General features: G+C 54.4%; 17 protein-coding genes and 1 pseudogene. 9 read left to right on the top strand and 9 right to left on the bottom strand.

The window, feature by feature from the left end; translation table 11 throughout:
* The first annotated feature begins 15 nt into the window (after nt 1-15).
* Nucleotides 16-1,368 (top strand): MFS transporter, encoded by a 1,353-nt coding sequence (locus ECL_RS00880; RefSeq protein ID WP_013094945.1) that lies wholly within the window; start codon nt 16-18, stop codon nt 1,366-1,368.
* A gap of 10 nt (nt 1,369-1,378) precedes the next feature.
* Nucleotides 1,379-3,334 (top strand): glycoside hydrolase family 127 protein, encoded by a 1,956-nt coding sequence (locus ECL_RS00875; protein WP_013094944.1) that lies wholly within the window; start codon nt 1,379-1,381, stop codon nt 3,332-3,334.
* A gap of 53 nt (nt 3,335-3,387) precedes the next feature.
* Here the strand turns inward: ECL_RS00875 and ECL_RS00870 are convergent, their stop codons facing one another.
* From ECL_RS00870 to ECL_RS00860, 3 genes are all read right to left on the bottom strand, one after another.
* Complete coding sequence (locus tag ECL_RS00870) at nt 3,388-3,792, bottom strand: type II toxin-antitoxin system HicB family antitoxin (protein WP_013094943.1); 405 nt, start codon at nt 3,790-3,792, stop codon at nt 3,388-3,390.
* Between the two features lie 14 nt (nt 3,793-3,806).
* Nucleotides 3,807-3,992, bottom strand: coding sequence for a type II toxin-antitoxin system HicA family toxin (locus tag ECL_RS00865; RefSeq protein ID WP_071843252.1), 186 nt, complete (start codon nt 3,990-3,992; stop codon nt 3,807-3,809).
* Nucleotides 3,993-4,202: 210 nt separating this feature from the next.
* A complete protein-coding gene (locus ECL_RS00860) occupies nt 4,203-4,943 on the bottom strand; it encodes a MipA/OmpV family protein (RefSeq protein ID WP_013094942.1) in 741 nt (246 codons plus the stop codon).
* 117 nt (nt 4,944-5,060) lie between these two features.
* On the opposite strand from ECL_RS00860, the gene ECL_RS00855 reads away from it, so the two are divergent.
* Nucleotides 5,061-6,026 (top strand): LysR family transcriptional regulator, encoded by a 966-nt coding sequence (locus ECL_RS00855; protein WP_013094941.1) that lies wholly within the window; start codon nt 5,061-5,063, stop codon nt 6,024-6,026.
* Here ECL_RS00855 and exaC read toward each other — a convergent pair.
* From exaC to ECL_RS00825, 6 genes are all read right to left on the bottom strand, one after another.
* Nucleotides 6,023-7,561 (bottom strand): acetaldehyde dehydrogenase ExaC, encoded by a 1,539-nt coding sequence (gene exaC, locus ECL_RS00850; RefSeq protein ID WP_013094940.1) that lies wholly within the window; start codon nt 7,559-7,561, stop codon nt 6,023-6,025. The genes ECL_RS00855 and exaC overlap by 4 nt on opposite strands.
* Before the next feature lie 86 nt (nt 7,562-7,647).
* The gene (gene selB, locus ECL_RS00845; RefSeq protein ID WP_013094939.1) at nt 7,648-9,495 is read right to left on the bottom strand and encodes a selenocysteine-specific translation elongation factor; all 1,848 of its coding nucleotides are present in this window, start codon (nt 9,493-9,495) and stop codon (nt 7,648-7,650) included.
* Entirely contained in the window at nt 9,492-10,877 is a 1,386-nt protein-coding gene (gene selA, locus ECL_RS00840) for an L-seryl-tRNA(Sec) selenium transferase (protein WP_013094938.1), read from the bottom strand. The genes selB and selA overlap by 4 nt, the downstream gene beginning before the upstream one ends.
* Nucleotides 10,878-10,980: 103 nt before the next feature.
* Nucleotides 10,981-11,589 (bottom strand): glutathione S-transferase, encoded by a 609-nt coding sequence (locus ECL_RS00835; protein ID WP_013094937.1) that lies wholly within the window; start codon nt 11,587-11,589, stop codon nt 10,981-10,983.
* An 89-nt stretch (nt 11,590-11,678) separates the two neighbouring features.
* Nucleotides 11,679-12,815 carry an HlyD family secretion protein gene (locus ECL_RS00830; RefSeq protein WP_013094936.1) on the bottom strand — a complete coding sequence of 379 codons (1,137 nt, stop codon included), beginning with the start codon at nt 12,813-12,815 and terminating at the stop codon, nt 11,679-11,681.
* A gap of 2 nt (nt 12,816-12,817) precedes the next feature.
* Nucleotides 12,818-13,174: a DUF3302 domain-containing protein gene (locus tag ECL_RS00825; protein WP_013094935.1), complete on the bottom strand. Its 357-nt coding sequence runs from the start codon at nt 13,172-13,174 to the stop codon at nt 12,818-12,820.
* Between the two features lie 659 nt (nt 13,175-13,833).
* Between ECL_RS00825 and ECL_RS00820 the strand changes: the two genes are divergently transcribed.
* The 6 genes and pseudogenes from ECL_RS00820 to ECL_RS00795 all read left to right on the top strand — a co-directional run bounded on the left by ECL_RS00820 (nt 13,834) and on the right by ECL_RS00795 (nt 20,746).
* Nucleotides 13,834-15,741, top strand: coding sequence for a PTS mannitol transporter subunit IICBA (locus tag ECL_RS00820; protein WP_013094933.1), 1,908 nt, complete (start codon nt 13,834-13,836; stop codon nt 15,739-15,741).
* A gap of 100 nt (nt 15,742-15,841) precedes the next feature.
* Nucleotides 15,842-16,990 carry a mannitol-1-phosphate 5-dehydrogenase gene (mtlD, locus tag ECL_RS00815; protein ID WP_013094932.1) on the top strand — a complete coding sequence of 383 codons (1,149 nt, stop codon included), beginning with the start codon at nt 15,842-15,844 and terminating at the stop codon, nt 16,988-16,990.
* The gene (gene mtlR, locus ECL_RS00810) at nt 16,987-17,577 is read left to right on the top strand and encodes a mannitol operon repressor MtlR (RefSeq protein ID WP_013094931.1); all 591 of its coding nucleotides are present in this window, start codon (nt 16,987-16,989) and stop codon (nt 17,575-17,577) included. Before mtlD ends, mtlR begins: the two co-directional genes overlap by 4 nt.
* Before the next feature lie 58 nt (nt 17,578-17,635).
* Nucleotides 17,636-17,998 (top strand): annotated as a pseudogene (locus ECL_RS00805) (YibL family ribosome-associated protein).
* Between the two features lie 160 nt (nt 17,999-18,158).
* Nucleotides 18,159-19,279, top strand: a protein-coding gene (locus ECL_RS00800) for an IS3-like element ISSen4 family transposase (RefSeq protein ID WP_144340281.1) whose coding sequence is annotated in 2 segments (ribosomal slippage) — nt 18,159-18,417 and nt 18,417-19,279 — 1,122 coding nt in all. Because the reading frame shifts where the segments join, the coding sequence is not laid out codon by codon here.
* Nucleotides 19,280-20,746 (top strand): DUF3320 domain-containing protein, encoded by a 1,467-nt coding sequence (locus tag ECL_RS00795; RefSeq protein ID WP_052429246.1) that lies wholly within the window; start codon nt 19,280-19,282, stop codon nt 20,744-20,746. It begins immediately after the preceding gene.
* The last annotated feature ends 55 nt before the right edge of the window (nt 20,747-20,801 follow it).

Genomic DNA, 20,801 nt, shown 5'->3' with positions numbered 1-20,801 from the left:
CCGAGGAGTTATCTCATGACTTCCACACCGATTACCGAGTCTGACGTTGCACAACGGGTGAGAGAAGAACGTTTGTCCGTTCGCGAGAAAATTGGCTACGGCCTGGGCGACGCGGGCGGCACGGTCATTACCTGCCTGATAATGAATTTCCTGACCTTTTTCTATACCGATATTTTTGGCCTGACCCCGGCGCTTGTCGGCACGCTGTTTATTGCCGACCGCACCCAAAGCCGATGGGGGCGCTTTCGTCCCTGGCAGCTGTGGGTGGCATTCCCTATTGGCATCATCGGGGTGCTAACCTTCACCGTACCTGAAGCCAGCATGGGCGTGAAAATTGCGTGGGCATTCGGCACCTACCTGCTGCTGTCCGTCGGCTATACCGCCATCAACGTGCCCTACTGCGCGCTGATCAACACCATGACCACCCGCCACAGCGAGGTTATTTCCTGCCAGTCATGGCGCTTTGTGCTGTGCGGCGTTGCGGGATTTTTGGTCTCCGTCGGCCTGCCGTGGCTGGTGGCAGCGCTGGGGCAAGGCAACGCCGCCCGGGGTTATCAGCTGGGCGTTGGCGTCCTGTGCACCCTCGCCGTGGTGATGTTTCTCTGCTGCTTCTTCTGGGTCCGTGAACGCGTCCCACTGGCGCTGATGGGTAAATTCACCCTGCGCGAACACCTGGCAGGGCTGCGTAAAAATGACCAGCTGCTGCTGATGCTGGTGATGTCGTTTTTGCTGATCAACGTCTTCAATATCCGTGGCGGCGGATACATGTACTTCATCACCTATGTGCTTCAGGGCAGTACCGCCTACACCTCGCTGTTTTTCACCATGGTGACCTTCGCAGCGATCCTCGGGGCGGTGATCGTCAGCCCCCTCTCTCGCCGTGTTGATACGGTCAAACTCTACTACTACACCAACCTGGTGCTCGCCGCGATCGCGGCTGGCATGTGGTTCCTGCCCGGCGGCCCGGCGCATCAGACGCTCTGGCTGATCGTAATTCTGAGTAACGGCGTCATCCTGGGCTTTACCCTGCCGCTGCACTTCTCGCTGATGGCTTTTGCCGACGACTACGGCGAGTGGAAGACCGGCGTGCGATCGTCGGGCATGAACTTCGCCTTCAACCTGTTTTTCATCAAGCTGGCGTGGGCCTCCAGCGCCGGGATCATCAGCCTGGTGTTTATCGCCGTCGCCTATCAGCCGGGAGCGGGTAACCAGACGCCCGCCTCGCTGCAGGGCATTACCGCCATGGAGACGCTGCTCCCTGCCCTTTTCCACCTGCTGCTGGCGGTCTCAATCCGCTGGTGCAGACTCAACAATCCGATGATGTCGCGCATTGCCACCGATTTGCGCCAGCGTCATGTACCGTCCTGAGGAGAACGTGATGTCCATAATGGAAGCCGACCTGCATAACCTGAAAATCAACGATCCGTTTCTTGGCCAGTATCAGCGGCTGGTGCGTGATGTGGTCATCCCCTATCAGTGGGATGCGCTCAACGATCGCGTGGCAGAAGCCGAGCCCAGTCATGCCATCACCAACTTCCGCATTGCGGCAGGTCTTGAAGAAGGTGAGTTCTACGGCATGGTATTTCAGGACAGTGACGTGGCGAAATGGCTGGAAGCCGTGGCGTGGTCGCTGTGTCAGAAACCCGATGCTGAACTGGAAAAAACCGCCGATGAGGTGATTGAACTGATCGCCGCGGCGCAGTGTGAAGATGGTTATCTCAATACGTACTTCACCGTCAAAGCGCCCGACGAACGCTGGACAAATCTGGCCGAGTGCCACGAGCTTTACTGCGCCGGGCATATGATCGAAGCTGGCGTGGCGTATTTTCAGGGCACCGGAAAACGCCGACTGCTGGAGGTGGTGTGTAAACTGGCAGATCATATCGACACCGTTTTCGGCCCCCGGGAAGGCCAGCTTCACGGCTATCCGGGACACCCGGAAATCGAGCTGGCCCTGATGCGGCTGTACGACGTTACTGAGGAGCCACGCTACCTGAACCTGGTGAAATACTTCATCGAGGCGCGCGGTACGCAGCCTCACTTCTATGATATCGAATACGAGAAGCGCGGCAGAACATCGTACTGGCACACCTACGGCCCGGCATGGATGGTCAAGGACAAAGCTTACAGCCAGGCGCATCAACCGCTTGCTGAACAACAAACAGCGATTGGCCATGCGGTGCGTTTTGTCTACCTGATGGCGGGTATGGCACACCTGGCTCGTCTGAGCAAAGACGACGCAAAACGTCAGGACTGCTTACGCCTGTGGAGCAACATGGCGCAGCGCCAGCTGTACATTACCGGCGGGATTGGTTCGCAAAGTAGCGGTGAAGCCTTCAGCAGCGATTACGATCTGCCCAACGATACGGTGTATGCCGAAAGCTGCGCCTCGATTGGCCTGATGATGTTTGCCCGTCGGATGCTGGAGATGGAAGCGGATAGCCGCTACGCCGACGTGATGGAGCGCGCCCTGTACAACACGGTGCTGGGCGGCATGGCGCTGGACGGTAAACATTTCTTCTATGTTAACCCGCTGGAAGTGCACCCCAGGACGCTGGCCTTTAACCACATCTATGACCATGTCAAACCGGTTCGTCAGCGCTGGTTCGGCTGCGCCTGTTGCCCGCCGAATATCGCCCGCGTGCTGACGTCGCTGGGGCATTACATTTACACCGTTCGCCCGGATGCGCTTTTCATTAATCTCTACGTAGGGAATGAGGTCACCATCCCGGTGGGCGATGAGACGCTTAAGCTGCGGATCAGCGGTAATTATCCGTGGCAGGAAGAGGTCAACATTGAGATCGCCTCGCCCGTACCGGTGACGCACACCCTGGCCCTGCGACTGCCGGACTGGTGCGCAAATCCTCACGTGTCGCTGAATGGAGAAGGCATGACGGGCGAGGTATCACGGGGCTATCTTCACCTCACCCGTCGCTGGCAGGAGGGCGATACGCTCACGCTAACCTTACCGATGCCGGTCCGCCGCGTGTACGGTCACCCACAGGTTCGTCAGCAGGCCGGAAAGGTCGCGCTGCAGCGCGGTCCGCTGGTCTACTGCCTGGAAGAAGCCGACAATGGCGCCAACCTGCATAATCTTGCCCTGCCTGCCGACAGTGAATTCCGGGTTTTCGAGGGTAAAGGAATTTTCGCTCATAAGATGCTGATTCAGGCGGAAGGTGTCACGCATGACGCCGCAGAAGCGGGATCGGAGGCGTTATGGCAATACGACCGTCCTGCGGTGCAACGTCAACCCAAAACGTTGACCTTTATTCCGTGGTTTAGCTGGGCTAACCGGGGAGAAGGGGAAATGCGCATTTGGGTGGATGAGGACTGAATATCTGCGGCCTGATGCCCTCACCCCAACCCTCTCCCACGGGAGAGGGATCGTTAAGGCAGCACGCGACGCGCTGCCTCAGCAAGAAAAGCGCTTCGGTTACTAAACTGCGGATGCTCATTCACAAAAGAATCAATTTTCACCAGCAATCGACGAGGCAGGGTGATATTGATACGCTCGGCCTTACCGTCGAATTGCTTCATATTGATATCTACAAGCAACCATTGTCCGCCGATAAAATCACCCGGTGTGGCTTCAAGATGTGCTTCAACATTGCCAGGGAGAGGTAACTCTTCATCCATTTCAAATAGCGCTTCGAAGTGAGCTGTCAGTGCATCACGTGCATCCTGAAAAGCATCATCCAGAGAATTGCCGGCAAAAAAACAACCAGGAACGTCAGGAAAAAAACCGCTGGCGCTACCGTCGGGATCAGAATGAATGTAAGCCGGATAAAACATAACTACTCCTGATATCAGTGTTTGATTCCCGCCTGCCGCCAGATTTGCGCGAGGGTGCCGGGTTTTATGTCCTTTTTGGGATGTGGAACGGTCACCAACCCCGCATGTACTGGGTGGCGAAACTGATGATGGCTTCCTTTCGTTCTTACACATTTCCAGCCATGCCTAACCAGAACAGTAATGACATCCGCACTTTTCACATTCCAATCCTTCCATGATTATACACATCATACACACCATCGCTACTGGTGCAGATGACAATAGACGAAAGGAAATACAAACGCAGCCGGGTTTTGTCTGAACAGGAAGGAGCAACGCAAAAAGAAAGGCGGAACAGGTAAATTGCAGATCAAAATACAGGCGCTATCACAACGCCGGGTAAGGCGAAGCCGCCACCCGGCTTTACAGCATCAGAAGCGCCAGCTCAGCCCGGTCATCAGCGCGAAGCTGTCGTCGCGGTCGATCATCGGGCTGTTCTTCACGTCGTCAGGCAATACGGTATAAACCGCGCTGGCGTTAAGGAACAGGTTCTGGGTTAACTGATATTTTGCCGCCAGACCCACGTATGGCGTCCAGCTGTCACCTGCGGCGTATTCATTGAGACCTGAGCGGCGAGACTCGCTGCCGGAAACCCCGTAGTAGTAGTCGTTATAGCTCTCGTCACTGTAGAAAATGCCCACAGATGGCGTCAGCGTGAGGCGTTCCATGCGGATGGGGCGGAAGTACGAAATCTCACCGACTACGCCACCGCTTTCATCCATCGCATCGCCGGAAACGGCCACTTTCAGCGAGCCCCAGTTTTCATGGCGGTAATAGGCGCCACCCAGGAAAGCAGACGCTTTACGCTCATCCAGATGTTTCATCTGAGGGTCGTCGTTATCGTCGGGATCAAAATGCAGCGGCATCCACGACGCGGTCAGGCTAAATTCATTTTTTTCGTCTTTCCACAGGATCCATCCACCTGTGGTCTGGCGCACATAGAATCGGTCACCTTCATAGCTAATTAACGGAACCGCGGTGGTATTTTCATTATACCCTTTATAAGGTGACTCATTAAATACAGCCCCCGCGCCAAGTGAAAAGTCACCGGCCATTGCGGATGAGGTCGCAAATAACGTGGCAGCGATGAGTAAATTGTTTTTAATAGTCATTCCATGTAATCCATTTAAACGCCGAACAAGCGAGGCGAATAATAATGGTTACAAATTTGCGTATGCAACGCCGCTGTTTATATAATATTATATATAAAATCATATAGATGGGTGGGCATGATGAATAAATTACAACTAAAACCCCGTGAATTAAAAATAATTTCCGTCATCGCCGCTACCCACAGCATTGGTGACGCCGCTGCCCTGCTGGGCATGGCACAGGCCAACGTCAGTAAATATCTCTCTGATTTTGAAACACGAGTCGGTCTCAAGGTCTTTGAGCGCACCACCCGTCAGCTTGCGCTAACGCAGTTTGGTGAGGCCTTGCTTCCTTACGTGAACGCCACGCTGGATAAAAATAGTCAGCTTATTAATTTTATTGCCGATTATAAGCATGAAAAGCGTGGAAAGGTGACGATTTACGCCCCGACAGGCATCGTGACCTATCTCTCTCGTCATGTGATCCACCAGATAAAAGATATTGGCGATATTCGTATTTCGCTGAAAACATACAATCTGGATCGCAATGAATTTTCTGAGGGGGTGACCTTTCCGGATGACTGCGATATTTTAATTACCTATGCTCAGCCGAAAGATGAAAGTCTGGTCGCAAGTGTATTAACCCAATATTCCGTTACCGCCTTCGCGACCGAAGAGTATTTAAATCAGCACCCGTTAAACGGCCCGGAAGATTTAATTCATCATTCCTGTATTTTAATCGACTCCATGCTGGTGGATGATGCTAACATCTGGCGGTTCCGCGTTCATGGCAGTGATGATGTACAGGATTACCGGGTTACCGGGAATTATATTTCCGACAATACGCAAACTGCCCTGGAGCTGGCGAGGAATAATCTCGGTATCGTCTTTGCGCCGAAAGAGAGCCTGAGAAAAGAGTTAAAAAACGGTTCACTGGTTCCCTGCTTCCCGCATCAGGAAGAGTGGTGGCTGGATCTGACGGCCATCTTCCGCAAGCGTGAATACCAGCCATGGCGCGTGCAATATGTTCTGGATGGCGTCCTGAATAATCTTCGCCAGCAAATAGCTCAGGCCGCCCACGGACGGCCTGAGCTGGATGACTAGAACAGCCCCAGCGGTTTATCGGAGTAGCTGACCAGCAGGCATTTCGTCTGCTGATAATGCTCCAGCATCATCTTGTGCGTTTCACGCCCGATGCCTGACTGCTTATAGCCCCCAAAGGCCGCGTGCGCCGGGTAGGCGTGATAACAGTTGGTCCATACGCGTCCGGCCTGGATCCCCCGGCCCATTTTATACGCCAGATTGCCGTTGCGGCTCCAGACGCCCGCCCCCAGGCCATACGGCGTATCGTTGGCAATCTCCAGCGCCTCCTCCAGCGTTTTGAAGGTGGTCACGGCCAGCACCGGTCCAAAAATTTCCTCCTGGAAAACGCGCATATTGTTTTTGCCAGACAGAATGGTCGGCTCAAGGTAATACCCTTCCTGCAGATCGCCGCCGAGCACTTTACGGCGTCCACCGGTGAGGACATCCGCCCCTTCTTTTTTGCCGATATCAATGTAATTGAGGATGGTTTCCAGCTGTCCATGCGACACCTGCGCGCCCATCTGCGTCACGTTATCTAGCGGGTTACCGCTACGGATCGACTCCACGCGGCGAATGGCCCGTTCCATAAAGCGCTCATAGATGGACTCCTGCACCAGCGCGCGGCTTGGACAGGTGCAGACTTCGCCCTGGTTAAAGGCAAACAGCGCAAACCCTTCCAGCGCTTTATCGAAGAAGGCGTCCTCTTCCGCCATTACGTCCTCGAAGAAGATGTTTGGGGATTTTCCGCCCAGCTCCAGCGTCACCGGAATGATGTTCTGGGTGGCGTACTGCATGATCTGCTGACCCACTTCCGTCGAGCCGGTAAACGCCACTTTGGCGATGCGTTTTGAGGTCGCCAGATATTCCCCAATCTCCCCCCCGGCCCCGTTGACCACGTTAATCACCCCCGGGGGCAGCAGGTCACCGATAATGTCCATCAGCAGCAGTACTGAAAGCGGCGTTAAGCGGGCCGGTTTCAGCACAATGCAGTTCCCGGCCGCCAGCGCGGGCGCCATTTTCCAGCTCGCCATCAGCAACGGGAAGTTCCACGGGATAATCTGCCCCACCACGCCCAGCGGTTCGTGGAAGTGATACGCCACGGTGTCGCTATCGACTTCACTGATTCCCCCCTCCTGAGCACGAATACAGGAGGCAAAATAGCGAAAGTGGTCAATCGCCAGCGGCACATCGGCCGCCATCGTTTCACGGATCGGCTTGCCGTTATCCCAGGTTTCTGCCGTCGCCAGCAGCTCAAGATTTTGCTCCATCCGGTCGGCAATTTTGAACAGGATCGCCGCCCTGTCCTGCACGGAAGTCTGTCCCCATTTATCTTTGGCTTTATGCGCCGCATCCAGCGCCAGATCGATATCGCGCTTGCCTGAGCTGGCTATCTCGCACAGCGGCTGGCCGGTGACGGGAGTCAGGTTGGAATAGTATTCGCCGTCGACGGGTGCCACCCAGTCGCCGCCAATAAAGTTGTCATAACGGGGTTTTAGCTTGAGAGGGAAACCGTACTCGCCTGGCTGAATGCGTGAAGAGGGAGGATTGTTTGTCATGACCGTCTCCTTGCTGTTGGTGTACAACAAGGGTAGTACCGGCTGGTGATTTTATCGCCAGCCGGGAGTGTTGTTTACGACAGGGGTCACGCTGTTTCTGGAAAGAGCAACGAATCCCGTAATAAATGGTCGTTACCGCGACGGCGGGTAAAACCGATGCGGTTGAAATATTCCAGGATCTGAATGGCAAGCTTTCGCCCCACGTTCAGACGATCGCGGAAATCAGCCGCACAGGTGGAGCCTCGCGCCTGATCCAGTTCGCGGATCAGGCTGGCAAACGCGACGATACGATCGTTGCGGTAATAACGATCTTTCACGATCGCAACGATGAGCCCCTGCTGCGCGGCATGGCGCAATACCTGGCGCATCACCTGCTCGTCGGTATTCGTTTCACGGGCGAGATCGCGAACCCACCAGGGCTCATCGCCAAACAGAGGGGCCGCTTTTTGCCAGATTGCCTCTTGCTCTGCGGTGAACCCGGCTTTGTGATCCGGCAGATGCAGCCAGCCGTGGTGGCTTTTGATCACGCCGCTTTCACGCATGTTTTCTATCAGCAACAGCACCAGCGCATCGTCTTCCATTGGCAGCGCCATACGACGCAGGCGCTCGCGCCCCGGGCCAGGTTCATCCTGATGCTGTTCATGGTAGGTGGCAAGCGTGTTTAACACTTTTCGCTGCCAGCACGCCGCAACCGGCGCGTTCAGCAGGTTATTACCGGCCTGGATAAATCCCGGCTGCTGGGTCAGCGGGAGGAGGCCTTCGTTGCTGAGCTGTCGTGCCCAGGCGAAGTCGGTCAGGTTCACCGCACCGCGTTCAAGATGCACCTCCAGCGCAGCCTTGTCGTTACTGGCCTGCGCCAGTGCCGACAGCCACTGCAAATACTCCGGTTTACGCTTCCCGCGACGCGGCGGGTTGAGCGTCACCACCCGCGCCCCGGCCAGCGTTTCTCGCGCCGAGATATCACGCAGCACCAGACGGTCATTATCTGCCAGCCAGAGTGGCGTATCGAAAACCAGTTCAGCGAGATCGTTTTCCAGCAGCGACACGCGCCCGGTGATATGGCTGGCCGCATGGTGGATATGCAGCGGCTGCCACTGGCTGAGCGGGATATGCGTCTGCAGGGAGACAATCACCCGCTCAGACGGTTCTGGCGGCGCCTCAGACAGCAGCCAGTCGCCGCGGTTTAGCTGCGCTTTCTCCGCATCGCCGGCAATATTGAGGGCGATACGCTGCCCGGCATGGGCATGATCAACGGGCTGGTTTTGTGCATGCAACCCGCGCACCCGCATCGGCTTGTTAATACCCGTCAGCCATACGGTATCGCCCACCTTCACTTCCCCACTCAGGGCAGTACCGGTCACCACCAGACCCGCACCTTTAACGGTAAACGCCCTGTCGATGGCCAGACGAAAGCGATGATGGCTGGCATGTTCCCGCGACGAAAGCTGCTGCAAATGGTGGCGAAGTGCGTCGATCCCGCGCCCTTCTGTGGCGACTGTTTCAAACAGCGCAGCATCGGTAAAGCCATATTCGCGCAACGTGGCCTGCACCGCCTCGCGCACCTCGTTAATACGCGTCGCGTCCACACGATCGGCTTTGGTCAGCGCCACGGTTAGCTGTGGGTTGCCCGTCAACTGCAGGATCGCCAGGTGTTCACGCGTTTGCGCCATAACGCCGTCATCACAGGCCACCACCAGCAGGGCATGGTCAATACCACCGACCCCCGCCAGCATGTTGGAAAGAAACTTTTCGTGTCCGGGGACGTCAATAAAGCCCAGCACGCGGCCATCGGGCTGCGGCCAGTAGGCATAACCCAGATCGATGGTCATACCGCGCTTTTTCTCTTCCGGCAGGCGATCGGCATTCACGCCCGTGATGGCCTGCAACAAAGTGGTTTTTCCGTGGTCAACATGACCGGCGGTGGCAATAATCATTTCAACAGCATCTCCAGAAATCGCTCTTCATCTTCAAGACAGCGTAGATCCAGCCACATTCGGCCATCGTAAATTCGCCCGATAACCGGCGTAGGCAGAGCACGCCAGCGCGTAGAGAGCGCATCAAGCCTGCTGCCGCGGCCATCGCGCGGGGTGAAGGTCAGGGCCGCGCTGGGCAGCCGATCCACCGGTAACGAGCCACTGCCAATTTGCGACTGGCAGGACTCAATGCGCACGTCGAAATCGGCGTAATGCGACGCGACATTCGGCAACAGTAACTCGGCCTGCGCGCGAATCGAGGCGGCATCACGCGTTAACAGACGCAGCGTTGGCAGGCGTTCCGCCAGTTTCTCCGGGTGGAGATAGAGCCGCAGCGTCGCGTCCAGCGCGGCAAGCGTCATTTTATCGGCACGCAGGGCGCGCTTCAGCGGATGCTGCTGCAGTTTCGCAATCAATTCACGCTTACCGACGATGATCCCGGCCTGCGGCCCGCCCAGCAGCTTATCACCGGAAAAACTGACCAGGCTAACGCCCGCCGCAATCATCTCCTGCACCATCGGCTCTTTCGGCAGACCATACTGGCTCAGATCCACCAGCGAGCCGCTGCCGAGATCGGCAACGACCGGCACATTCAGCTCCTGGCCTATCGCCGCCAGCTCGGCCTCTTCAACGGCTTTAGTGAACCCTTCGATATGATAATTACTGGTGTGGACCTTCATCAGCAGGGCGGTGTTTTCATTAACCGCCGCACGGTAATCTTTCGCATGGGTCCGGTTAGTGGTACCCACCTCATGCAGGGTACAGCCCGCCTGGCGCATCACGTCCGGGATGCGAAACGCGCCGCCAATCTCCACCAGTTCGCCGCGCGAGACGACCACCTCTTTGCCGCTGGCGGTCGCTGCCAGCATCAACAGGACCGCCGCCGCGTTGTTATTCACAATGCAGGCATCTTCAGCACCGGTGAGCTGGCAAAGCAGATCCGCCAGGGCCCGATCACGATGACCGCGTCCTGCACCGTCGAGATCGTACTCCAGCGTGACAGGCGAACGCATGGCCTGCGTTACGGCATCTACCGCCTCTTCCGCCTGCTGCGCACGCCCGAGATTGGTATGCAGGACTGTCCCCGTCAGGTTAATCACCGGGCGCAACGCGCTTTGCCCTTTATCAACCAGCCTCTGTTCCAGCTCCTGCTCCCACGCCACGCACCAGCCGGGCAAGGCATTTTCTGCCTGAATATGGCGCCGGGCCTCGTCCTGAAGCAGACGTAACATCTCAACCGTCGCGGTATGACCGAACCGCTCGACAGCGGAATGAATAAGGGGTTCACGAAGGAGTCGGTCGGTAGCGGGGATCTGGCTGTACAGGGAGTGATGAGTAGTCATGAAAGCGCCTGGCGAGTAAATATCATCCCCCCTCCCGACGGGAGAGGGAGTTAACATGTGAAGGGATTGTACCGCCTCCTGACGCGAAGTGTTATAACCCGCGTCAAGCCTTTGGCGGTTCGGTACGGGCGAAGCTCTCGCGCTGGAAGAGCGTTTCGGCGAGCTTCACCAGCAGCGGACGGTCGACGCACCAGCCAGGGGAGACGCGACGAAAGTTGAGATAACCAATGGCGCAGGCGATAGCGATCGTCGCCAGATTCAGGCTATCCGTTGCTATTTTGCCCTCCTGGATGAGCTGCTCGCACCTGTCCAGGCTGCGGCTGATTTTCTCACGCTGGCGCAGCAGCTCCGTTTCCGACTGCTGAGCAACGGGCCTTGCCTGCTCGCGCACGGAAGTTAACGCCGCATCCATGATGCCATCGGCCAGCGCTTCAATTTGCTTCACTGCCAGGGCCGCCTTCGGATCTGCCGGTAACATGGCTGGTGCAACGCCGAGCAGCTCGATGTACTCAGCGATAATCGGGGAATCAAACCAGTATTCGCCCTCGTCCGTTACCAGCGCCGGGACTTTCCCCAGCGGGTTGTACTGCGCAACGCCGTTTTCGGCGTTGTAGGGCTGTTCATTAACGAATTCAAATTCAATCCCTTTCTCCAGCAGGAGAATCGAGATCTTTCGCACGAAGGGACTGGTGTAGCTGCCGATGAGTTTCATTGCCTGATCCTTGATGCCAGAAAAAGTCAGTATGGATCAAGCACTGAAAAAAGGGCAGGTATGCATGTCGCATTCCTGCCCGGCGAGGATTAATGATCAAGATAGAGATAGTGCATCCAGCTGGTCATGCGCAGCAGGACTTTACGCATCACCGAGACGTGCGCGAAATGGTCGGAATAGACCGCCACCTGCGCGTAAATACCGTCCGGCAACGCATCAACGTCGGCGTTAGGCTCCAGTTCTATCAGCGCCTGCACGCCATCCGTTCCCGGTGTTACCGTTAGCGATTGCAGTGCCCCCTGCGCCTGATATGAGCCCCCTGGCACCACCGGCAGAATGCTGGTGAGCTTGCCGGAGAAGACCTGCCCCGGCAGGGCGTTAAACACCACTTCCGCTTCATCGCCCGGCTTCAGACGCAGCAGCGAGTTCTGACGGAACTGAGCCACAATCTGGCGTTTCTGTTCAGGAATAAAGACCATGACCGGGCGCAGCGGCAGCGCGGCGGCATACGTCCCCGGGCGAATCAGCACCTGGGTGATGTAGCCATTGCTCGGCGCACGTACCACGGTCTGATCCAGGTTGTATTTGGCTTCGGCCAGTTGGGCGCGTAAAGAGGCAATCTGCGACTGTTCGCCGTTCACCATGCTGTCTAACTGGCTTTTGATCTGCGTCTGTTCCGCCACTGAACCTTTTACCAGCGCGTCCTGAGCCAGATAGTTCTGCCGCGCGTTGTCGATATCGCTTTCAGAGAACGGGTTTACCTTCGCCTGGCTGCCTTTGAGATAGCGCTGGTAATCTTTATACAGACGGTCCCGCTCGGCGGACACGCGCGTGGTGTTGGCTACTGCTTCCGACAGTTGCGCTTTGAGCACGTCGATATTGTGCGTCGCGGTCACCAGGTCGGCCTGCAGTCTGTCGACCCGTGCCTGATAGCGGCCCGGATCAAGTTTAAATAACACTTCGCCTTTTTTAATAAGCTGGTTATTTTTATCAGTGACTTCGCTGACCACGCCGGTCACCTGCGGCGTAATCGGAATGGAAATAACCGCTTTTTGCGCCGTAAACGTATACGGGTGGTTATAGTTCATTAATAAAATGAGGCCCGCCACAATAAATACCCCACCTAATGTGGCGGTGGCGAGAGTCCACTGGTTGACCGGAATACGGAATATTTTAAAAATCGCCCAGGCAAACGCCACGTAGGTCAAAATAATCAACAGATCCATAATTAGCGCTCCAGCGTTTTCGTATCAGCAGTGGGCTGTACCGCTGCCAGCTTTTGTTCTAATTCGGCCACGCGTTTGGCCAGCGCATCCATACCCGGCACCTCATCAGGTTTGGTGATGTGGTTTTGCATGCCCCAACCGCGATCTTCCCGGTACAGCGTGGCCCAGATCCACAGGAACGGCCAGATGGCATGGAGCGTAAACAGGCTAATCCAGCCCGCCGTGTGGATTGCATCGGCATGGGGATGATTACGCTTTTTGGCCATGTTATAGGGGATGTCATGAATGGCGATGATTCCGTAAAACAGAACCAGAAAAACAAAAATCAATACGCCCAGCGCAAAATAGTTGAGAAACATATTCTCCTCACTTAAACAACGTCAACTCATTAAATTAATAAAACAGTACGCAACCTAATTAATTTATTTTTAAACATAAAAGGTAGACTGGTTATTTCAGAGCCGGGGAGTATCGGTTTTTATAATATCTCCATGCAAGTTTATAAACGTGTCAAAATATATCCTGAATAATAATATACTTAACCTTACATTATGAGCGTAATCCACGTTTTCGCTTTTCGCCATACCACACATGAAAAGTGGTTTTTTAGCTTTGCGTGTTGCCCAGAACCATCGTGACGCTCATTCGTCAGGCAGAATTTGCCGCCGATCACAGCCGGAGAAATCCGCATAAAATTTTTTTGTGAATTAAATCACAACTCAGAAACAAACTCGCGACAACTAAATGTGATACATCTCACAAAAACAGGGGTGTTTTGCCGATTTTCTCCCCATTGTGTTTTTTTTAGACTGTGGTTTTGTGATTCAGATCACCTCATTTCCCGCCACACCCCCTGCATTTACGTGATTGTGATCACACAATTTTTCGCCGTCTGGACAGTTGAACGATTCAGTGCCAGATTTCACAGCATCAGAACAGGGCCCGGCTACCTCTGCCGCCTCATTAACAATAAACCTCGGGCCGCAAGCCTAAGCGTAAACAGAAGAAGGGGTGTTTTATGTCATCCGATTTCAAGATCAAAGTTCAAAGCTTTGGTCGTTTCCTCAGCAATATGGTGATGCCAAATATCGGCGCGTTTATCGCGTGGGGTATCATCACTGCATTATTCATTCCGACAGGGTGGTTGCCTAACGAAACGCTGGCGAAACTTGTTGGCCCAATGATTACTTACCTGCTGCCGCTGCTCATCGGTTATACCGGTGGTCGTCTGGTGGGCGGTGACCGTGGTGGCGTAGTGGGTGCCATCACAACCATGGGTGTTATCGTCGGTGCGGATATGCCGATGTTTCTCGGTGCGATGATCGCCGGTCCTCTGGGTGGCTGGGCGATTAAGAAATTCGACGTTTGGGTTGATGGCAAAATCAAATCCGGCTTCGAGATGCTGGTGAACAACTTCTCTGCGGGCATCATCGGGATGATCCTCGCGATTCTGGCGTTCCTCGGCATTGGCCCGGCAGTTGAAGTCCTGTCCAAGATTCTGGCGGCGGGCGTTAACTTCATGGTGGCGCACGACATGCTGCCGCTGGCGTCTATCTTTGTTGAACCGGCGAAAATCCTGTTCCTGAACAACGCCATCAACCACGGTATCTTCTCACCGCTGGGTATTCAGCAGTCTCATGACCTCGGCAAGTCCATTTTCTTCCTGATTGAAGCGAACCCGGGTCCGGGTATGGGCGTTCTGCTGGCGTACATGTTCTTTGGTCGCGGCAGCGCGAAGCAGTCTGCTGGCGGTGCAGCTATCATTCACTTCCTGGGCGGTATTCACGAAATTTACTTCCCGTACGTGCTGATGAACCCACGTCTGATCCTGGCCGTTATCCTCGGCGGTATGACCGGTGTGTTCACTCTGAGCGTGCTGAACGGTGGTCTGGTTTCTCCGGCGTCTCCGGGCTCTATCCTGGCGGTACTGGCAATGACGCCGAAAGGTGCCTATTTTGCTAACATCGCGGCTATCTGTGCGGCAATGGCAGTCTCCTTCGTGGTCGCTTCTATCCTGCTGAAAACCAGCAAAGTGAAAGAAGATGACGATATCGAAGCGGCCACCCGTCGTATGCACGACATGAAAGCCGAGTCCAAAGGCGCAACGCCGCTGTCAGCGGGTGATGTTTCTAACGACCTGAGCCACGTGCGTAAAATCATCGTTGCCTGTGATGCTGGTATGGGTTCCAGCGCAATGGGTGCCGGCGTGCTGCGTAAGAAAGTGCAGGATGCAGGCCTGACCAATATCTCAGTGACCAACAGCGCCATTAACAGCCTGCCACCGGATGTTGACCTGGTAATTACGCACCGTGACCTGACCGAACGTGCCATGCGCCAGGTACCGCAGGCACAGCATATTTCGCTGACCAACTTCCTCGACAGCGGCCTGTACACCAGCCTGACTGAACGTCTGGTGGCCGCACAGCGTCACGAAGACAACGAAGTGAAAGTGCGGACCAGCCTGCAGGACAGCTTTGACGAGAGCAATGCTCACCTGTTTAAGCTGGGCGCGGAGAACATCTTCCTCGGCCGTACCGCGAGCACCAAAGAAGAGGCAATTCGTTTTGCCGGTGAGCAGCTGGTGAAAGGCGGCTACGTTCAGCCTGAATATGTCGACGCGATGCTGGAACGCGAAAAACTGACGCCAACCTACCTGGGCGAATCCATCGCGGTGCCGCACGGTACGGTGGAAGCGAAAGACCGCGTGCTCAAAACCGGCGTGGTGTTCTGCCAGTATCCTGATGGCGTGCGCTTCGGTGAAGAAGAAGACGACATTGCCCGTCTGGTGATTGGTATCGCCGCTCGCAATAACGAGCACATCCAGGTGATTACCAGCCTGACCAACGCGCTGGATGATGAGTCCGTCATCGAGCGTCTGGCACAGACTGAAAGCGTTGAAGAAGTGCTGGCACTCCTCAACAAATAACAGCGTATCTTCCCTCTCCCCTTAAGGGAGAGGGCTAGGGTGAGGTATACGTTCCTCACCCCAGCCCTCTCGGGTAAAAACATTGATAAAGGTTAACACTATGAAAGCATTACATTTTGGCGCAGGTAATATCGGTCGTGGCTTTATCGGCAAACTGCTGGCAGACGCGGGCATTACGCTGACATTCGCCGATGTGAATCAGGTCGTTCTGGATGCCCTGAATGCCCGTCATAGCTACCAGGTACACGTGGTGGGAGAAAACGAGCAGGTTGAAACGGTCTCTGGCGTCAACGCGGTAAGCAGCATTGGCGACGATGTTATCGACCTCATCGCCAGCGTTGACCTGGTGACCACCGCGGTGGGCCCGGTGGTACTTGAGCGCATCGCGCCTGCGGTCGCAAAAGGCCTGGCAAAACGTAAAGCGCAGGGCATCGATACCCCGCTGAACATCATTGCCTGTGAAAATATGGTGCGTGGCACCACGCAGCTGAAAGGCCACGTTCTGGCCGCCGTTGCGGACGAAGACAAAGCCTGGGTTGAAGCGCACGTTGGCTTCGTGGATTCCGCCGTTGACCGTATCGTTCCGCCGTCAGAATCTGCAACTAACGACCCGCTGGAAGTGACGGTAGAAACTTTCAGCGAGTGGATCGTGGACAAAACCCAATTTAAAGGCGCGCTGCCGACCATTCCAGGTATGGAATTAACGGATAACCTGATGGCATTTGTGGAACGTAAACTCTTCACGCTGAACACGGGTCATGCTATAACCGCGTACCTCGGAAAATTGGCCGGTCATCAGACTATTCGTGATGCGATCCTCGATGAGAAGATCCGCGCGGTGGTAAAAGGGGCAATGGAAGAGAGCGGCGCGGTGCTGATCAAACGCTACGGTTTTGATGCTGATAAACACGCAGCATACATCCAGAAAATCCTCGGTCGTTTTGAAAACCCGTATCTGAAAGATGATGTTGAGCGCGTGGGCCGCCAGCCATTGCGTAAGCTGAGCGCGGGCGATCGCCTGATTAAGCCGCTGCTGGGTACGCTGGAATACGGCCTACCGCACGCCAACCTGGTGAAAGGGATTGCCGCCGCGATGCACTACCGCAGCGAGCAGGATCCGCAGGCGCAGGAGCTGGCTCAGCTGATTGATGACCAGGGCGCACAGGCTGCGCTGGCGCAGATTTCCGGTCTGGACGCCAACAGCGACGTGGTTGCGGAGGCGGTTAACGCATATAACGCAACCAAATGATGCACAGTGAGGCGCAGGTGATCCTGCGCCCTGATTACAGATTGTCAGATATGCAGGCAATAATGGAACAAACCCAGGCCTTTGAAAATCGTGTGCTTGAGCGTCTGAATGCTGGCAAAACCGTACGAAGTTTCCTGATTACCGCCGTCGAGTTATTAACCGAGGCGGTGAATATCCTGGTACTTCAGGTGTTTCGCAAAGACGACTACGCGGTAAAATATGCTGTAGAACCGTTACTGGACGGCGACGGACCGCTGGGCGATTTATCCGTGCGTCTGAAGTTGATTTATGGTCTTGGCGTGCTGAACCGGCAAGAGTATGAAGATGCGGAGCTATTGATGGCGCTGCGCGAAGAGCTCAATCATGACGGTAATGAGTACACCTTTACCGATGACGAGATCCTTGGCCCCTTCGGCGAGCTGCATTGCGTTACCGCGCTCCCCCCTGCCCCCCATTTTGATAACAGCGACCCGGAACTGTACGCCATGCAAAAGCTGCGTTATCAACAGGTTGTCCGTTCCACGATGGTTCTTTCCCTGACTGAGCTGATTTCCCGAATCAGCTTAAAAAAAGCGTTTCAGAAGTAAGCCTGCTCACATTGGTGTATCCTTCCCTCTAAATTCCCCGTTTTCAGAGTTATTTGTCATGAAAGAAGTCGAAAAGAACGAAATTAAACGCCTGAGCGACCGCCTGGATCTGATCCGCCATCAGATGGCCGGTCTCTCGCTGGTAGACTCCGCCGAGAAGTACGCCGAGCTGGAGAAAGAGACCGCGAAGCTGTAAGCGGAGATCGAGCGCCTGCGCGAAGTGAAAAGCCAGAAGCTGAGTAAAGAAGCGCAGAAGCTGATGAATATGCCGCACCGCCGCGCCATTACCAAAAAAGAGCAGGCCGATATGGGCAAGCTGAAGAAAAGCGTACGGGGTCTGGTGGTGGTCCACCCGATGACCGAGCTTGGTCGCGAAATGGGCCTGAAAGAGATGACGGGTTTTTGTAAGACGGCGTTCTGATAGTTAATTTTAGTTAAGTTAATAAAATCCTGCCCAATATATTCACCAACAGAATATATTGGGTTTTTTATTATCCAAAAAATACTGGGTGACCTGCTCCCCGTTGATTAGTACACCCCGATGTTAGTAATGTCTTCATAAGCCACATGAGGACATCCCCATGAAGAAGCGTTTTTCCGACGAACAGATCATCAGTATTCTCCGCGAAGCCGAAGCTGGGGTACCCGCCCGTGAACTCTGCCGCAAGCATGCCATTTCCGATGCCACGTTTTACACCTGGCGTAAGAAGTATGGCAGTATGGAGGTGCCTGAAGTTAAGCGCCTGAAGTCGCTTGAGGAAGAGAACGCCAGACTCAAGAAGCTGCTTGCCGAAGCCATGCTGGATAAAGAGGCGCTTCAGGTGGCTCTTGGGCGAAAGTACTGACGACAGACCAGAAGCGGGAAGCCGTGATGTTGATGTGTGATGCGACCGGTCTGTCGCAACGTCGTGCCTGCAGGCTTACAGGTTTATCCCTGTCGACCTGCCGCTATGAGGCTCACCGTCCGGCTGCTGATGCGCATTTATCAGGGCGCATCACTGAGCTGGCACTGGAGCGCAGGCGTTTTGGCTACCGTCGTATTTGGCAGTTGCTGCGCCGTGAAGGGCTTCATGTTAATCATAAGCGCGTGTACCGGCTTTATCACCTCAGTGGCCTGGGCGTAAAACGCAGAAGACGTCGTAAAGGGCTGGCAACAGAACGTCTGCCGCTGCTCCGTCCGGCGGCGCCCAATCTGACCTGGTCGATGGATTTCGTCATGGACGCACTTTCCACCGGTCGCAGGATCAAGTGTCTTACCTGCGTCGATGATTTCACAAAGGAATGCCTGACGGTCACTGTTGCCTTTGGGATTTCAGGCGTTCAGGTCACGCGTATTCTGGACAGCATTGCACTGTTTCGAGGCTATCCGGCGACGATAAGAACTGACCAGGGGCCGGAGTTCACTTGCCGTGCACTGGATCAATGGGCCTTTGAGCATGGTGTTGAGTTGCGCTTAATCCAGCCGGGCAAGCCAACGCAGAACGGATTTATTGAGAGCTTTAACGGACGATTTCGCGATGAATGTTTGAATGAGCACTGGTTCAGCGATATCGTTCATGCCAGGAAAATTATTAATGACTGGCGGCAGGATTATAACGAATGCCGCCCGCACTCCACGCTGAATTATCAGACACCGTCTGAATTTGCAGCGGGCTGGAGAAAGGGTCATTCTGAGAATGAAGATTCCGACGTTACTAACTGAGTGTTGTATCTAATCGTGGGGGCAGGTCAGGGAGTCGCAACATTCTCTGTCTCACAACGTAAAGCTATCCAGGATGAATTAGAGATTCTCCGCCGTTTAAATCCTCAATATGAAGATTTCTTTAATTCTCATCCTGCCGAGCCATTCTTCATTAAAAACCTGGAAAACATTCAAGGTGACGAACGTGATGTCATCATGATCTCTGTAGGCTATGCGCGTAATAAACAAGGTTATCTGGCAATGCGATTCGGCCCTCTGGGTTCGCAAGGCGGTGAGCGACGGCTTAATGTGCTGATTAGCCGTGCAAAACGCCGATGTGAGGTTTTTGCATCGATCACCGATGAAGATATTGATCTTGAGCGCGCGAAAGGTGTTGGCGTATTGGCGTTCAAACTCTTCCTTCAATATGCACGTACAGGACGTTTATCAATGTCCACTGTTTCAGGGCGTCCGATGGATAGCGTATTTGAAGAACAAGTCGCCTCAGCACTTCAGAAGCGGGGCTATCAGGTGCACCCACAAGTCGGAATTGCTGGCTTCTTCATCGATCTGGCAATTGCCGATCCTGATCTACCTGGCCGTTATCTTCTCGGGATTGAATGTGATGGCAGCGCTTATCATTCCTCTCGTTCTGCCAGAGAGCGTGATCGCTTACGTCAAGCCGTTCTGGAAGATCATGGATGGATCATCCACAGAATCTGGAGTACTGATTGGTTCCAAAGACCTGAGGAACAATTGCAAAAAGTTATTTACGCTATTGAGAATGCAAAAAGAGAACTGAATAACAGAGCAGAACACACATACGGGCGTTCCCGAGCCGTTCCAGTTGATATCGTCACTGTTGAACGAGAAGACGTTGTTGAGATTGGTCTTGATAGAACTGATTCCGCTAATGACCAGTCTATCATTTATGAAGAAGCACAACCCGAAGCCAATCTTTCCTATGCTTTACATGAAACACCAACCGGCATACTTGCTGACATGGTTGAAAAAATAGTCTTCACAGAATCGCCTATCCATTTGAATGAAGTAATCACTCGTCTGCGCTCAGCATGGGGGTTGCAGCGAGCTGGTGCACGGATAGAAAGTGTTGTTAGCCAGGCTGCTCAAATTGCCTGCAAGAGAGGTAAGATTTATAAGGAGCAAGAATTTTTCATACATAAAGAAGTAGCAATTCGAATCCGCAACAGACAGCACGTCTTGTCTGCAGGCGTACGTAAACCAGAACTGATCGCACCTATAGAAATCGCTTCAGGTGTCTTTGACATCGTTAGCGCAAGCTTGGGAGCAACTGAAGATGAAATCATTACATCCGTCTCAAGGATGCTTGGTTTTAAATCAACCAGTAGCCTCCTTAGAAAGGTAATATCCGAAGTCATTGAGCAGGAAATTAAAGATAACCGCCTTAAGCAACAAGATGGTTTGATTGTTATCGGAGACGCCTCTTCTGCTCAGAAGGCTATTTAATTACTGATATTCTAGAAACGCATTTACGGGGCCCACTATCACCCGATAGGGCCCC

Source organism: Enterobacter cloacae subsp. cloacae ATCC 13047 (assembly GCF_000025565.1).
Lineage (GTDB): Bacteria > Pseudomonadota > Gammaproteobacteria > Enterobacterales > Enterobacteriaceae > Enterobacter > Enterobacter cloacae.
The sequence above is the reverse complement of the archived record's forward strand: the minus strand, read 5'-3'. Positions and strand labels throughout refer to the sequence as shown.